Here is a 15,774-nt window from a genome sequence, read left to right as displayed (position 1 = left end):
CGGTTGATAGTTCAGATGAAAAGAGTAGTTCAGATGAAGAAGTTATGGGTTGTGTTTTCAATGTTTTTTATAACCGGTTTTACTTTTGCCCAGCAGGCAGACAATGCTTTACAAGGGTATTTTGAAGAACAGGGAAATGAAACATTTTACAAAGGCTTTAGCTTTGATGGTAACGGGAAAGTAGCAGGAGGGATTTCCAATGGATATTATTTTACCAGAAATGACAGCCTGATTGTTTTTCCGGATAAGGATATATTTATTTTTAAAATCAAAAAAGGAAAATTAATTGGCATTTCCGACTGGGTGAAAAAAGGAGTCTGGGCCCCAAAAAAAGACAGCTCAGAAGTTAATAACAGAAAGGATCCGGAAGAAGCTCAAAGAAAAGCAGCTTTACTGGCAGCTTTTTATGATAAAACAAAAAACAGGTCTGCGCTCGATGCTTTATTTTCTGATGACCTTCTGAATATTAATGAAGATTTTTGTAACCGTGGCTTGCCTAAAGCCTGTCTCAATACATTTGGGATCAAGATGGTAAAATATACTCCCGGTCTGTTAGAAGGTGATCCGGAAAAGATAAAAGAAAAAAAATTAAAACCTCATCCGGAACTGATCAGGCTTTCTCAAAAAATAGTAAGCCTTGGTGAAACAGAAGGTTACAATGTTCTGGGGGCCTATTACATGATTTTAGGGCTTCAGGATAAAGCATTGGAAACCTGGGAGGAAGGAGAAAAGCATGGAGATATGGCATCAGCACTTTCCAGGGGACTTCTTGATCTGGGAGAAGATATGGATAAAGAAAACTCCTCAGATCGAACAATAAAAAGTAAGAAAAAATGACGCGGATATTATTTTCCTTTACCTGCCTTTGGGTTTTTTGCTCTTTTATAAACGCTCAGACCTTAAAGAAAGAGCAGGTTACAGGATTCTGGAAACTTAAAGAATCCGGATTTTATGAAGACAATAAGAAAGTGATCAAAGATTTTGATCATTGCAGACTTATGAGGAATTATGCAATACGGGAAGATGGTTTTGCAATTTACAATTATACAGAAGGAAGTACAGGAAACTGTGCTCCTTCTGAACCCAGACTTTCTTTTTGGAGAATTGTGGAAAACAGAATTCAGTTTTATATAAATGATCAGAATATCCTCGAAGAAGTAGTGGTAACAATGAATGGGGATGGTACGGTCACTTTTTCAAGCTATATTCCTGAACGGGTAAAAATAGACGGGGATGCTCTGGCTGAAAAAATAGCAAATACCGTTCACTACGATATACTTGAAAAACAATACTGATTGTAAATATAACTTCTGATTTATGAATTATGTAACGCTAATCTATCTTGTAAATCTGGTATTGTATGCCATGTATTTCTTTGGAAGAACCCAAAGTGGGGAGGCAATGTCAGGACTGGATTATACCGTTTCCGGAATCCTGTCTGTTTTTTTGTTCTTTGCAGGTTATCTGAACGCAAGGAAGGGAATGATTTACAGAACTGTTCTGTGGATGTTTTTTATAAATGTGTTCTTATTCATTTGCTCCGGTCTGTTTGATCAGTTTGGAAGCAGCTTCAATATTCTTTCCACAGGGAATAGTGACAGTTTCCTTTTTTCTCTGGCCCTTCTGGTTTATAATGGATATCTTTTTCCGTTAACGGTTATTCTTGATGGTTCCGGACTGGCATTGGTAGTTCCGGTAGTACTGTCTTTTATTCTGCCTTCATTGGGATATTGGATAGGGAAGAAGCTTCATGGAGATAAACAGAATCCCGCTGAAGTATAGCCATTGCGAACCGAGGTAATCTCAATAGAGATGCTAACTTTGAAAAATATAAGACTTTATTTCAAAAACTCAGCAGTACTTTTGCCATCCGTGCAAAGCAAGGGATTTCACGCCGGACATAACAGGTCTAAAGCAAAATATTCTTACTGATTCTGTGGTTTTCCATCAGGCATAATAAACTTTTGTTTACCAGTCAGCAGCTCAAAAAATAATCTGAAATCCGAAATTAAAGACCATAAAGGATATTTGAATGTAGCAGGTCTGTTTCTTTCAATAACAGCATGACTGAACCAGGCAAAACCATATCCGACAATAGGAATATACCATAGGAACCTTTCTTTTCCGGAACTGATGACATAACCTATCACGACAAATACAAGTAATGTTCCGATGAAATGAAAAATGCGGGTTCCGGTTTTACGGTGCTCGGTAAGATAGAACTGATAAAATTCTCTGTATGTTTTTATTCTCTCAGACATGGCAGCATTAGTTTGGTGTTTCTGTAAGATAACAGCAATAATTCTGCCGGTTTTGTAGAAAAGAAGAAAAGAAAAAGGACAAAACAGAAAAAAAGAAACCTGTATGTTTGCCTTTAGCTGTTTTGCCCTTTTGTTATAATTTTTCAGTTTACTTGCTCTTTAGCTCTTTCCCCAGTTTGCTGTTTCTGTAACCATAGCAGAAGTAAATAACCATTCCGATCAGAAACCAAAGCCCGAACCAGAACCAGTTATCATGACTCATCCCTGTAAGCAGGTACAGGCAGGAGCTTAAACCAACCAATGGAATTAATGAAAGATTTTTAACAAAAGCCAGAATACAAAGGATAAGATTGATCAGAATGAAAAAGAAAATGGAAGCTCTGAATTCCCCCTCTGAAGGATCTGACCAGTCTGTCAGGTTATGAAAAAATTCCGGCTGCCAGTAGTAAAATGCAATCAGCCCACCAATGAAAACCACAGGGAAGATAATTTTACCGTTCACATAAGGAAGGTGGAATCTGCCTTTAATTTTTTCTTTGGCCGGAAGAACCAGCACGCCTGCACACACCAGTACGAAAGCAAAGATGGTTCCTATACTGGTAAAGTCAAGGATGAATGTTTTGTCAGTAAACAGAATGGGAATTCCTACTACAACTCCGGTAATAATGGTTGCATAGGAAGGTGTTTTGTATTTGGGATGTATTTTCTGAAACCGCTGAGGCATCAGCCCGTCACGGCTCATTGCATACCAGATTCTTGGCTGCCCCATCTGAAAAACCAGTAATACTGTGGTGATGGCAACAATGGCAACAAAAGAAACTACAAGTTCCATCCATGCTACATTGGCGTTGGTTTTCTCAAATATAAATGAAAGAGGGTCCCCTACACCATCAAACTTTTTATAATCAACCATTCCCGTTAATACCAATGTCAGTGCAATATAAATCACTGTACATAAAACAAGTGAAATGATCATTCCTTTTGGAAGTGTTTTTTGCGGATCTTTGGTTTCTTCGGAAAGAACACTTAAGGCATCAAACCCGATATAGGCAAAGAATACACCTGATACCGCACTCATTACTCCTGCAAATCCGTTAGGCATAAAGGATGGTGTTCCTGTGGCAGGGCTTACCGGTGTCCAGTTATCCGTATTGATGTAAGCAAATCCGACAAGGATTACCAGTACTATCACTCCGAGTTTAAGGATCACCAGAGAGTTGTTGAAATTTTTACTTTCTTTAACTCCTACATAGCAAAGCCATGTGATCAATCCATTGATAACCAATGCGGGAATATCTACAATAAACTTCAAACTTCCGATTAACGGCGCTGTTTTCCATGCATTTAATAATTCTTTATTTTCTGAACCATACTGAAAAGCCTTTCTGGCTTCGGTATAGCTGCAGGTCAGGTAATCAGGGATATGCATTCCGAGACGGCCTAAAAAACTGGTGAAATAATCCGACCAGGAAAAGGCTACATAAATATTTCCGAAAGAATATTCCATGATCAAAGCCCAACCGATGATCCAGGCAATTAATTCCCCAAAACTTGCATAAGCGTAAGTATAGGCAGACCCGGCGGTAGGAATTCTGCTGGCAAATTCAGCATAACATAGAGCGGTAAACCCACAGGCAAAACCACAAATCAAATATAGAAGGATAACACCGGGACCACCTCTGAAAACGGCTTCTCCCAAACTGCTGAAACTTCCAGCTCCTATAATAGCCGCAATACCAAAAAATACGATGTCCCATACACCTAAGACCCTTAAAAGTCCTGTTGAAGTATCTGTATCTGAATAGATTTTTCTTCTAAAAAGTTGACTCATTCAATAACTATATTTGATTTGAAAAAAAGCAAATGTAATGATTTTTTATTTTGATGTTAACAGTCGTTAAGAACATTTAGATAAAAATAAAGGATCGAAAGCTTCTAGTCTTTATAGACCGGTATTTCCACATAACTGTCATTGTACCATTTTATTTCCAAAGGTTCACCGGCATCTTTCAGGGTTTCATCACTTACATCCTTACCTGATCCGTAGTTAATCTGCCAGTTAGGGTTCTTATTAACACCAACCAATAAGAGTAATTTGCTTCCCTTTTCAATTTTTTTACTCATAAAATAGGAATTGTTAATTGGAATCTGTTCCACTTTATTTGGTTCAAGAAGTTGTCGTCTTTCATTGTCCTTTGAATAGCTGGCTCTCACAATATGAGTAGATAGCAAATAGGATTTTCCATCCGGAGAAATCTGGTACAGATAAGTATCGGTATCAAAATCTTTCTTATTAATTGAAACATTAAAAACTCCTGACAGATTCCCGCTGATGATTATATCTTTGTCAAGTATTTCACTTTCAAAAACAACAGAATACGTTGTTTTTATACTGTCTTTTTTGCTGACTTTATAATAGGTGTCTTTCTGATCCCTGTTTTTTAAATCAACGGTTTGCTTCGTGAAGCTCTGGCTTTCTGGCTTTCTGAATACTGAAGAAGTATTTTTTTTGTCCTGAAGGTAAAATTTCAAAGAAGAATTGTGCATTTTGCCAAGATCAGCAACATGTTTCCATGTATTCGTATTCATGACCTGAAAATTGATCCTGTCTTTTAAAATTTCCGGTTTTTTACCCCCTTTAAGAATATAATCAAACCAGGAAAAAGCAAGCTCGTCAATGCTTATTCTGGCTGCCGGATCAATAGGGTTGCCATTCACATAGGTAAAACCGAAGTTTTGTGCACCTCCATGATTATAGGGCCCTATCACCAGATAATGTTCTGCATTTTTATTGTATTTATGATGTTCTTTAAAATAATACAGTGCCCCTATCTGATCATCATCATAATATCCTGTTGTCGTCAGGATCGGAATATTTATTTTTGAAAAATCTTCTTTATAAGGAACCATTTTTTGCCAGTACCGGTCATATCCCGGATGATCCAGCCATCGCTGGAATATTTTGCTGGGCTTTCCGCTTATTGTATCTAAAGACCTGAATGATTTCCCGCTTTTATACCATTTTGTATAAATAGAATCCCATTTTACAGCATTGGCAAAATCTGCTTCATCGGTGAGTTTATTGTTGGTAACATATTGTATCCATTGCAGCATATAGCTCATAAAAATATTATTTTGTGCAGGATAATCAATCCCAATACCTACAGCAACCTGCGGTACAATGGTTTTTAAAGCAGGATGCAGCTTCTTGACAGCTGCCCACTGACTAAAGCCCAGATAACTTCCCCCGATCATGCCCACTTTTCCGTTGCTCCACGGCTGTTTGCTTACCCAGTCTATTACTTCATACAGATCTTCTGATTCATGTTCAAAAGGATTGTTCACATCATTACTGTTTCTTTTACCCCGGGTGTTGACCACAGCTCCCACATAATTATATGTAGCTGCTCTTTTTCCAAAGAAATGATCAAATGATCCTGCATAGATATTACTGGTAAGAATAACGGGAAGAGGGGAAGTGTTTTCTTTTTTTCTGACAATGGTAATTGTTAAGGTATTCCCGCTTTTTATCTTAAGATCCCGTGTTTCAGTAATGAACCTTTCCTTGTCTTTAGAGGTCAGCAGCTGCATTACCTGGGGTTTGATACTTGAGTAGGCCTTATAGTTCAGATAGGTTTTGCAGAGGGCCAGGGCGGTTCTGTAATCGATGCTGTCTTTATCCTTTTGCTTGTCCAGTGCTTTTTTCAGCTGTTTTTTGGAGTCTTTTACATCTCCGTCGAGAGAAAGTCCGAGCCTGGGGATTAACCGTTCAGGAAGGTTATCATATTTTTGATTGAATACTTCCTGTAATGCGTTGGAAAACGAAACATTCTTATTTGTTTGTACCTGTTTAGCCAGATTGTACAATTCGAATCCCATAAACCGATATCCTCCCATATTATGATCGGCAAACAGATTACGGTTTTCAGAAAGAGAAGCAAGTGAGTTTTTATAATCCTGAGCAACCATTTGTAAACGGAAAAGATTGTCCATAAGATCAACGGTATTTTCCGGTCTGTACTTAGTAGATTGAAGGTGTGGGATCACCTGCCTGGCCAGTTCTGGCATCTGTTTTTCCAGTATAACAGAATCAGTTACAGCTGTTTTCGGAAAGTAAAATTTCTGGGCCTGCATTAAATTGACAAAAATTAATGCTAAAAGTATCTTAAATTTCATGTTTAGGTGTATTTATGGTATGTTTTTAGCTGCTGTTGAAAAGGTATCAAATTAAAATAGGTTTTTGATAACTGTTTATTAAAATTGTTTACATTTTATCAGACGAAAGTAGTAAATTTTATCATTGAATAGTGAGAAAATTTTCATTGTTGTTAATTTGCTGTTTAATACTATTAAATCTGTTAAAACTTGCTTAAACAATAAGTTTTTAATATTTTCGTTAACTTATTTAGACTAATTTTCTTATATCAAGAAGAATGAAATCAAAAAAAATACTTTTAGCGGCTGCGGTCATTTATTTCGGAATCTCCGATGCTCAACAGTCCCAATATTTTACACAGAAAGAAAATTACAGGTTCAATCTAGCTGAAAATCTTTATCAGACCAAAATATACAACGCTTCCCAATATGAATATGCAAGGCAGTATTTCTATAATCAGAATCTGTCACGTTCAAAAAAGGAAGCGGCTCAGTTTTTTGACAATGTGATTGGTGTAATCCTCCAGAAAAATCATGCTGAAGATGGATTAACAGCTTTCATGAAAGAATATCCAAATTCTGCTTATTTTGCACAGGCTAATCTTCCTCTTGCGGATTATTACTTAGCAAAAAAAGATTTTGATAAAGCGCTGGAGACTCTTAAAAAAGTAAACCAGTATCAGCTTTCGAAAGAGGAAAATACACAGTATATTCTGAAGCTTGGATATGCAAAATTCATGACCGGAGATTCCAAAGGGGCAACAGATGCTCTGGAAGAAGCTTATAAAACGGCTGATGAATCCCAAAAAGGAGATATTGCTTATATGCTTGGGCATTTATACTACAGTAACAGGCAAAGTGATAAAGCATTTCAGTACTTTGACTCTATAAAGGATCAGGAAAAATTCTCAAAGCTGGTAAGGCCTTATTATGTACAGATGTACTATAATGATAAAAACTATGATCAGGCCATTACGGAAGGAAATGCCTTATTAAATGAAAATATTTCGGATTCTTATAAAGCTGAAGTTCATAAGATCATTGGAGAAAGTTATTTCATGAAAAATGATTATACTGCTGCTTATCCGCATCTGAAAGATTATCTGAACGTGCAGCAGAACCCGTCTGAGAATGATCTGTATGAAATGGGATTTGTAGCGGCTCAGCTGAAGAAATATGATGAGGCGGTTTCATATTATAACCAGCTTATCAACAGCAATTCTGCATTGGCCCAAAATGCTTATTACCAGTTAGGAAATGCTTATCTGGCAGTGGATAAAAAACAGGAGGCTCTTTCTGCATTCCGTTCTTCTTACCAGATGGATTATGATGCTAAGGTGAAAAAGCTGGCCCATGAGCAGTATGCCAAATTAAGTTATGATATAGGAAACCCGTTTGAAAGCCCTTCCGCAGTAATCCAAAGTTATATTAATGAGAATCAGAACGATGCCAATAGCCCGGAAATGAGATCTTTATTGGTGAAATCATACCTGTACTCAGGAAACTATAAAGAAACCCTGAATGCTATTGACAGATTGCAGAGTTCCACTCCTGAAATTGACAAAGTAGATCAGGAAGTTTCTTATTTATTAGGAACAGAAGAGTTCAATAAAGGAAATTATGACGAGGCAGAGAAGTACTTTTTAAGAAGCCTTGGATTTAATATTAATAAAGAATTTAACAGCAGGGCTCTATACTGGCTGGCACAGGTATATTATCAGAAAGGAAATTATCCATCTGCCATTGTTCGTTATGAAAAACTTTTAAACGAAAACTTTCCGGAAAAACAGCAGTTACCATATGATCTGGGATATGCTTATTTTAAATCCAAAAAGTTTGATCAGGCAGCCGCTTACTTTAAACAATATCTTGCCAATCCTAAACCGGAATTTAAAAATGATGCGGAACTTCGTCTTGCGGATATTCATTATGCCAATAATGACCTGAACGAGGCCATAGCCATCTATGATAAAAATGAAGATGCCATGGACTATACTTTATATCAGAAAGCAATGGCTTTAGGATTTAAAGGAGATACTCAGGCGAAAATCAATAATTTAAAAAACCTTTTATCAAAATATCCGGATTCTGAATATTATGATGATGCCCAGTATGAAATAGGAGCAGCTTATGCTGCTCAGGATGATTTTGTGAATTCCAATGATTATTTCGGAAAAGTGATTAAAGGCTCTTCTGATAAAGATCTGATTGCCAATGCTTCTATTTACAGGGCACAGAATTATATTGATCAGAACCAGAATGATAAAGCACTTTCTGAACTGAAATCTTTGGGTGAACAGTATAAAAATACCGCATACGCCCAGAAAATCGTTCAGGCTGCAAAACCTGTCTTCACAAAAAGCGGGGATGTTTCCGGGTATGAGGCCTTCGCAAGAAATATAGGGGTGAATGTGGATGCTGCAGAAATTGATGAGATCAATCTATCTACAGGGAAACAATACTTTGCTCAGAAGGATTATAAAAATGCTATTTCTTATTATGAAAAGTATCTGACACAAAATCCAACGGGTGAAGGATTGTACCAGGCGAAGTACGAATTAGGGGAAAGCTACTATCAGACCAATAATTCAACAAAAGCTTTACTTGTGTTGCAGGAAGTTGCTGGAATTCAGAATGATTACCAGGATGATGCACAAACCCGTTTAGCTCAGATCTTCATTGCACAGGGGAATACTGCAGAAGCTAAAAAGTACCTTGAAAGCATTAGGAACTCTTCCAATATCAGCATTAAAAACTATGCGAATGTAGAGCTGATGAAACTATATGCAGAAGAAAAGAATTTCTCTGAAGCTGAAAAATTAGCCAATGCCGTGATTGCCAACTCTAAAAACTCAGCAGCAGTTATTGAAACGGCGAAAGTGATTAAGGCCAGAAGTCTGATGAATTCAGGAAAGGATAAAGATGCACAGTCTGCCTATACTGCTCTGGAAAAATCATCCAACACTTCAGTAGCTGCAGAAGCATTGTATGCAAAAGCATATTATCAGAACAAAGCAAAAGCTTTCAAGTCTTCCAATGAAACGATCTTTAAGCTGGCCAATAACTATGCTTCGGAAGAATTCTGGGGAGCAAAAGCCTTGATATTGATGGCGAAAAACTATATCGGCCTGAAAGATAACTATCAGGCAAGTTATACATGTGATCAGATCATTGCGAATTATAAGGATTTCCCTGAAATTGTAGCAGAAGCTAAAGAAGTTAAAAAACAGATTAAGAAATAGGATGAAAGTTTTTAAAATTGCTATATATTCCTTTTTAATTTCTGCTTCTCTCTGGAGCTGCATTCCTTCGTATAGTGCCTATCCCAAAGAGTATAACCATGCAAAAGCTGACTTCAAAAAACAAAAGGCTTTTGTAGTGAACAAGGATCTTAATAAAGAATTTGAGATTTTAAAACATTCTGATATTTATGAAATTGTAGAAGACAGTACCCATGCAGCTAAGATTACTCTGCATCCGATGCAGACTCTTACTCCTCCTTGTGGAAACCCAATGATTGGAAGTATGCTGACCGTCGGATTACTGCCTTCGGGATTTTCGTATAATATTTCTTACAGTTATGATGTAGCTGAGAGCAGTACAACAAAAAATTATCAATACAAATTACAAGTTTATCAAAGCCTTTGGCTGTTTAATATATTCAGACTGGGGAGAACTTTTTCAAAACAGTCGGGGAAAGCTTTATTAGGCAGTTATATTGCTTCCAATAAATAAAAGCCCGTTATATATTTTTTTCAAATAAAGAAAATATGAACAGAAAAATTCAATTATTATCCATATTATTTTTAGGGGTTTCGTCGGTGGCGTTTTCCCAGATCAAGGAGGAAAAACTGGTTCTTAATAAAAAGAGAGAGCCGGAAGTGAAGAAGATCGAGAAGAAGAAAACTTCTGTGGAAACCATTAAAAATTATCCGCCGGAAGAGAAATCCCAAACTCCTGTAAGATATACCATTACGGATGTTCCTGCGGTTTCGGACTTTAAAACTTCAACGATCCAGGGAGAAGATGTGACCCCAAAATTTGACGGGACAGCCCAGAATAACTATTTACAGTTCGGAATGGGAAATTATGGTAAAATCTTGCTGGATGGAAATGTTTCCAAAACCCTTGAAAATAAAATTGAAGTAGGAGGTGATGTACATGTGCTTTCTACCAGTGGTCTTAAAAAAGATTACGACTGGAAATCAAAGCAGACTTCAGCCACTTTCGGGGCTTTCCTTAATTCTTACGGAGATAAAGGAAAATTCAATGTGAATGCTGAATACGGGCTGAATAACTACAATTATTATGGTATTTATGCTTTACAGCCTGCTGCTGATGTTGACCTGAAACAAAACGTGAATCAGTTTAAGGTAAACGGGTACTATGATTTTTATTCCAATGAAATCTTAAATGATGTTCGGGTGAAATCAACTTTCCTGAAAGACCATTTTGATGCACAGGAAAACCAGGTTTCCATTTTAGCTAACTTCTCAAAACATGCTGTAGAGCTGGGAGGATCCGGAATTAACCTGAATGCTGATCTTGGAGTAGGATTAGAAGCTGTAAAAACAGATTTTGCAATCAGAGACAAGAACTCTGCGAACTTCTTTAATACGAATTTAGCTCCTAAGGTAACCTTCAGAAAAGGGGATTCATATTTAATGCTGGGATCTTCATTCTCTTTCCTGAATGCCAAAAATTCAAATGATCTGATGGCTGAAAAACTAAAGAGCAATAAAACCTATTGGTTCCCGCAGGCAGAATTCCAGTTTGCCGCAGCTAAAGAGTTTAAATTTTATGGCGGGGTAGACGGAGGTCTTAAACTGAATACCTATGGTGATCTTTTGCAGGAAAACCCGTTTCTTTTATCTGATCAGTACCTGAAGCCTACAGAAACCAAATATCATTTTTATGTAGGTCTGAGAGGGGATATTGATGAAACATTCAAGTATGATTTCTCAGCCGGATATGGAAAGATGAGAGACATTATGTTCTTTAAGGCCAACAGTATTTTTGATGATGTATACAGCATGAACCGTTCTGCTTATGATTTTGCGAATACATTCTCTGCAGTTTATGACGATGGAAATGTAAGTGATATCAAAGGGAGTATACAGTATTTCCCGTTGGAAAACCTTGTTTTAGATGGCGAACTGCGTTTTACAAAGTATAATCTGAAGAATTACGAAAATATTTATAATGTTCCTTTGTTCAATGCAAGCATAGGAGCGAAATATACGATGCTGGATAAGAAATTATTACTGGGTTTCAAAGGAATTTTTGCGAGTGACAGAACCACAAACTCTTTTTCTATCGAAGGTGTTGCAGATGCTCAGGCTCCTAACGGGATGATTTTCCGCTCTTTAGAAAATACAGATGATAAAGTTGGCGGTTATGCTGATTTAAATCTTTCTGCAGAGTATAAAATTCACAAAAATTTCAGTATTTTTGCACTCGGAAATAATCTTCTAAGCTCAAAATACCAGACGTACAAAGGATATAAAGTCCTGGGTGCACAGATTCTGGGAGGAGTGAAAATTACTTTCTAATGAGCGCAGCAGATCTAATCTGATGACTCAAAAATAAGGCTGCATAGTTTAATGGATAGAACTTCGGATTTCGGCTCCGACAGTGGGGGTTCGAATCCCTCTGCGGTCACTTAGACGGACAAAGCATTTTTTAATGCTTTGTCCGTTTTATTTGTAGACCATTGTTGATGTGTTATATAGGAGAAGGCTGAATTCAGCATTGTGTTGAAATATATTTCATCAAATTCAATTTTTTAACTAAAATTGAATAGATTGTTTAGTTTCTGTGTCCGTTGTGAGTAGAGTATGATCTGCCTCTGTGCTGCAGCTTCATTCATTTAATATATATCTGAAACAAACACAGCGATATTATCTGATATATTTATACCAGTTATCTACCATTTATATTCTTTCAGGCTTACAAGTCCGCTGGTGTTTAATTGCTTGATTGCGGAAGGGGTATTAAACGGGGGTTCCAGGTTTAGCTTTTCAAGCTTGTTCAGACCGGTTACATATACTTTTGTTAATGGGTTGCCGTCCAGATCGGCCTCCACAAGCTGGGTAAATGGCCTCAGATCAATTTCCGAAATTAAGTTTTTGTATAGGTAAAGGTGTTTGAGCTCCGGCGCAGGGCCGATTTTGAAATCACTGATCTCATTGCGAAACAGCTGTACCATCCACAATTTAGGTTTATTCCTGAGGTCGATCCGTTTCAGATTATTCCTGCTGGCCCGTATATCGCTAAGGACTGTAAGTCCGGTCAGATCAAGTGAAGATAATTGGTTGTTATCCATAATGATCTCTTCCAGATTAATACAGCCTTTTACTTTGAGCTGTGTGGTTGTACCATCAATACCATAGATATACTTTAAATTACGCATGCCTTCAAGATCAACCACGTTAATCTTATTATCGTAAAATAGAAAGTTTTCAAGATTTGTAAAGTGTTTTATACCTACTACTGAAGTGATACCATAATTGCCAACATCCAGCTTCTTGACATTGGCTACCTCGGATTTCTGAATATTTCCGTCATTGTTGGTATCAAGTCCCAGGGCAATCAATGCAGCCTTGAAATTTGGGTCAGGAAAAGTTAGGGTCTGGGCGTTAACACTGATTGTACTGCACAAAACCAACAGCTTGATAAAGTTGATATAGATTGATTTCATTGTCGTATTTTATTAATAATTTTCAGTAAGACAGTATCTGCTTAATCAATGCTACTGGGCAATGGTTACGGTGGTTACGGGATTGTTTGCAGAGACTTCAATATAGGCACCTACCTCATTTTCATAAGCTTGGGATTCATATTGTGTTTTGGTGGGAAAATAACCTCCGCCCATCTGTATCCCGAGCATATTACGATTGGCTGTAACCGGTCCGGATTGCACCTCGTTACGGGTAACTTTTTCCCATTTAATCCAGCTTACGATATAGTACTTTCCGGGTTTTATATTGGTAAACTGAAAATTGCCTTTGTCATCTATAGTTTTTGTTTCGATGCGTGCCATTGCAGCTTCCCTTGTCAGTCCGGCCTGTTTCTTTTTGCTGTTGTATTTCTTTTTAAGTTCAATATACTCCTGAAAATATGGTGTTGCAGGATAAAGCAGGACCATATCCGAGAATCCCGGATAATTGACATAACCTCTTTTTTTAAGTGAGATGTTTCCCCGGATGCTGTTATTGCCTTCGTCAAGCATTTTGTACGCTTCCTCTTTATTAAAAGCTACGGCAGGCGGGATGAATTCAGGTGTTTTCTGAGCTCTTACCGAAAGATAAGGTACCAGAAAGATTATGCTGAAAACAAAAGATTTAACATGCTTATTCATGGTATATTTATTTTAGTCCAAAAATAGATAAAAAGTCTGAAATATAGTTGTTTACAAAAAAAATATACAAGTCAGGTAGGAAATATCAGAATATGCAGCATTCATTTTTTGTTCTCTTAAATAAGCAAGCCTTACAAGGTGTTTGAAAATTGTACTTGTGGAAACTTTTCTCCGAAACCTCAATATGGTTTCAGATATCCCGATTTAGATGTATGTCTGCTAATTAATAAAGACCGGATTTTCTTAGAATGACATTAGTCATTCTCACCATTCAACAGAGGCTTTTTAAAAACAATTTTAAAACAGTATAAATTTGACTTAAATCAAGTTTAGAAAAGATCTCTATCATTTCTGCATCCCTGTAATTCAACTACTTTTGTTGGGATATTGAAGTTATGGAATATTTAGAATCACTAAAGAACATTGGAATCATACCAGATAAAGAAGTATATTGGAATTTATCTGAACCTCAGCTGATTTCCCAAACCTTGAGAAAAAGTCAGGGAGTTATTACAAGTTCAGGAGCTCTGGCGTGTGATACAGGTGAATTTACAGGCCGTTCACCAAAGGACAAATATATTGTCATGGATTATGAAACCAAAGATTCTGTTTGGTGGGGCGAGGTTAATCATCCTTTTATGCCGGAAGATTTTGAAAGACTATATATGGATGTTACTACTCATCTTTCAGGCAGGGATATTTACGTAAGAGATGCTTATGCTTGTGCAAAGCAGGAATATAGACTGAATCTGAAAGTTGTTACTGAAACTCCATGGGCAAACTTATTTGTTAATAATCTTTTTTTAAGACCTGCAAAACATGAATTGGCAGCTTTTGAACATGAATGGCTGATACTTTGTGCACCTGAGTTTAAAGCCATTCCGGAAATTCATAAAACCCGCCGGCATAATTTTACAATTATCAACTTCACAAAGAAAATTATACTTATCGGAGGAAGCGCCTATACCGGCGAAATTAAAAAAGGAATTTTTACTGTATTGAATTACATTTTACCATTTAAAAAAAATGTGCTTTCCATGCACTGTTCAGCTAATGTTGGAGCTGACGGTGATACCTCAGTATTTTTTGGTCTTTCCGGGACGGGTAAAACTACTCTTTCTGCAGATCCTTCCAGAAAATTAATTGGGGATGATGAGCATGGGTGGGATAATGAAAGTGTTTTCAACTTTGAGGGAGGCTGCTATGCGAAATGCGTAAATTTAAGTGAGGAGAAAGAACCACAGATATTTTCAGCCATCAGATTTGGAACACTGCTTGAAAATGTACGTTTTTTTGATGGGACTTTTATTGTTGATTACGATAATGTTTCCGTAACAGAAAATACAAGGGCTGCATATCCAATTGATTTTATAGATAATGCATTACGCCCTTCCGTAGGTAAAATTCCTCAAAATATTTTCTTTTTAACCTGTGATGCTTTTGGAGTTCTTCCTCCCATTTCAAAATTATCAGTAGGACAGGCTATGTATCACTTTATTTCAGGATATACAGCAAAAGTAGCTGGAACTGAGGCCGGAGTTACGGAGCCACAAACCACATTTTCCGCATGTTTTGGAAAGCCTTTCTTACCCCTTCATCCTACAAAATATGCCGAACTTTTAGGTAAAAAACTCAGGGAGAATAATATTAATGTATGGCTTATCAACACAGGCTGGTCCGGAGGATCTTATGGCACTGGAAACCGTATAAAGCTGGCTTATACAAGAGCGATGATAGCAGCCGTGCTTGATCGGAAACTGGAAAAAACAGACTTTATCCAGGATTCTGTGTTTGGACTTCAAATACCTGCAGAGTGTGATGGAGTTCCTTCCGAAATATTACATCCTAAAAACACATGGACGGATCAGGCTTGGTATGATGAAAAGGCTTTGCACCTTGCCAAAGAGTTTGTGCAAAACTTTAAATCATTTGAGGCCTTTGCTGATTTGGAAACATTGAATGGAGGGCCATTAGTTAGAAATGAAATCAAATAAAATT

12 protein-coding genes and 1 tRNA gene are annotated in these 15,774 nt (G+C 37.2%); 8 read left to right on the top strand and 5 right to left on the bottom strand.

Annotation, left to right across the window (positions count from 1 at the left end):
- Positions 1-33 precede the first annotated feature (33 nt).
- Genes DRF59_RS19855 through DRF59_RS19845 form a run of 3 tightly spaced genes read left to right on the top strand, consistent with a single transcriptional unit; the run spans position 34 to position 1,782 of the window.
- Positions 34-837: a hypothetical protein gene (locus DRF59_RS19855; RefSeq protein WP_123873719.1), complete on the top strand. Its 804-nt coding sequence runs from the start codon at positions 34-36 to the stop codon at positions 835-837.
- Positions 834-1,295, top strand: a complete 462-nt coding sequence (locus tag DRF59_RS19850) for a lipocalin-like domain-containing protein (RefSeq protein WP_115964228.1) — start codon at positions 834-836, stop codon at positions 1,293-1,295. The genes DRF59_RS19855 and DRF59_RS19850 overlap by 4 nt, the downstream gene beginning before the upstream one ends.
- Positions 1,296-1,317: 22 nt before the next feature.
- Entirely contained in the window at positions 1,318-1,782 is a 465-nt protein-coding gene (locus tag DRF59_RS19845; protein ID WP_115964226.1) for a hypothetical protein, read from the top strand.
- A gap of 143 nt (positions 1,783-1,925) precedes the next feature.
- Here DRF59_RS19845 and DRF59_RS19840 read toward each other — a convergent pair whose 3' ends face one another.
- The 3 genes from DRF59_RS19840 to DRF59_RS19830 form a co-directional block, all read right to left on the bottom strand.
- On the bottom strand, positions 1,926-2,261 hold the full coding sequence (locus DRF59_RS19840) for a DUF962 domain-containing protein (protein WP_115964224.1): 336 nt from the start codon (positions 2,259-2,261) through the stop codon (positions 1,926-1,928).
- Between the two features lie 148 nt (positions 2,262-2,409).
- A complete protein-coding gene (locus DRF59_RS19835; RefSeq protein WP_115964222.1) occupies positions 2,410-4,092 on the bottom strand; it encodes an APC family permease in 1,683 nt (560 codons plus the stop codon).
- 104 nt (positions 4,093-4,196) lie between these two features.
- Positions 4,197-6,437 (bottom strand): CocE/NonD family hydrolase, encoded by a 2,241-nt coding sequence (locus tag DRF59_RS19830; RefSeq protein ID WP_115964220.1) that lies wholly within the window; start codon positions 6,435-6,437, stop codon positions 4,197-4,199.
- 257 nt (positions 6,438-6,694) lie between these two features.
- On the opposite strand from DRF59_RS19830, the gene DRF59_RS19825 reads away from it, so the two are divergent.
- The 4 genes from DRF59_RS19825 (at position 6,695) to DRF59_RS19810 (ending at position 12,077) form a co-directional block, all read left to right on the top strand.
- Complete coding sequence (locus tag DRF59_RS19825; RefSeq protein ID WP_115964218.1) at positions 6,695-9,658, top strand: tetratricopeptide repeat protein; 2,964 nt, start codon at positions 6,695-6,697, stop codon at positions 9,656-9,658.
- A 1-nt stretch (position 9,659) separates the two neighbouring features.
- Complete coding sequence (locus tag DRF59_RS19820) at positions 9,660-10,151, top strand: hypothetical protein (RefSeq protein WP_115964216.1); 492 nt, start codon at positions 9,660-9,662, stop codon at positions 10,149-10,151.
- A 35-nt stretch (positions 10,152-10,186) separates the two neighbouring features.
- Positions 10,187-11,968, top strand: a complete 1,782-nt coding sequence (locus DRF59_RS19815; protein WP_115964214.1) for a TonB-dependent receptor — start codon at positions 10,187-10,189, stop codon at positions 11,966-11,968.
- Between the two features lie 37 nt (positions 11,969-12,005).
- Positions 12,006-12,077 (top strand) — tRNA-Arg (locus DRF59_RS19810).
- Positions 12,078-12,342: 265 nt separating this feature from the next.
- On the opposite strand, the gene DRF59_RS19805 is transcribed toward DRF59_RS19810, so the two are convergent.
- Together DRF59_RS19805 and DRF59_RS19800 are read right to left on the bottom strand one after the other, a co-directional pair.
- Complete coding sequence (locus tag DRF59_RS19805) at positions 12,343-13,116, bottom strand: leucine-rich repeat domain-containing protein (RefSeq protein WP_115964212.1); 774 nt, start codon at positions 13,114-13,116, stop codon at positions 12,343-12,345.
- Positions 13,117-13,167: 51 nt separating this feature from the next.
- The gene (locus DRF59_RS19800; RefSeq protein WP_115964210.1) at positions 13,168-13,776 is read right to left on the bottom strand and encodes a prealbumin-like fold domain-containing protein; all 609 of its coding nucleotides are present in this window, start codon (positions 13,774-13,776) and stop codon (positions 13,168-13,170) included.
- A 395-nt stretch (positions 13,777-14,171) separates the two neighbouring features.
- Here DRF59_RS19800 and pckA point away from each other — a divergent pair, with 395 nt between their 5' ends.
- Entirely contained in the window at positions 14,172-15,770 is a 1,599-nt protein-coding gene (gene pckA / locus DRF59_RS19795) for a phosphoenolpyruvate carboxykinase (ATP) (RefSeq protein ID WP_115964208.1), read from the top strand.
- Positions 15,771-15,774 lie beyond the last annotated feature (4 nt).

It is taken from the genome of Chryseobacterium flavum (genome assembly GCF_003385595.1).
In the GTDB taxonomy this organism is placed as follows: domain Bacteria; phylum Bacteroidota; class Bacteroidia; order Flavobacteriales; family Weeksellaceae; genus Chryseobacterium; species Chryseobacterium flavum.
Note: the sequence above shows the minus strand (reverse complement) of the source record. Positions and strands in the feature narration are given on the sequence as shown.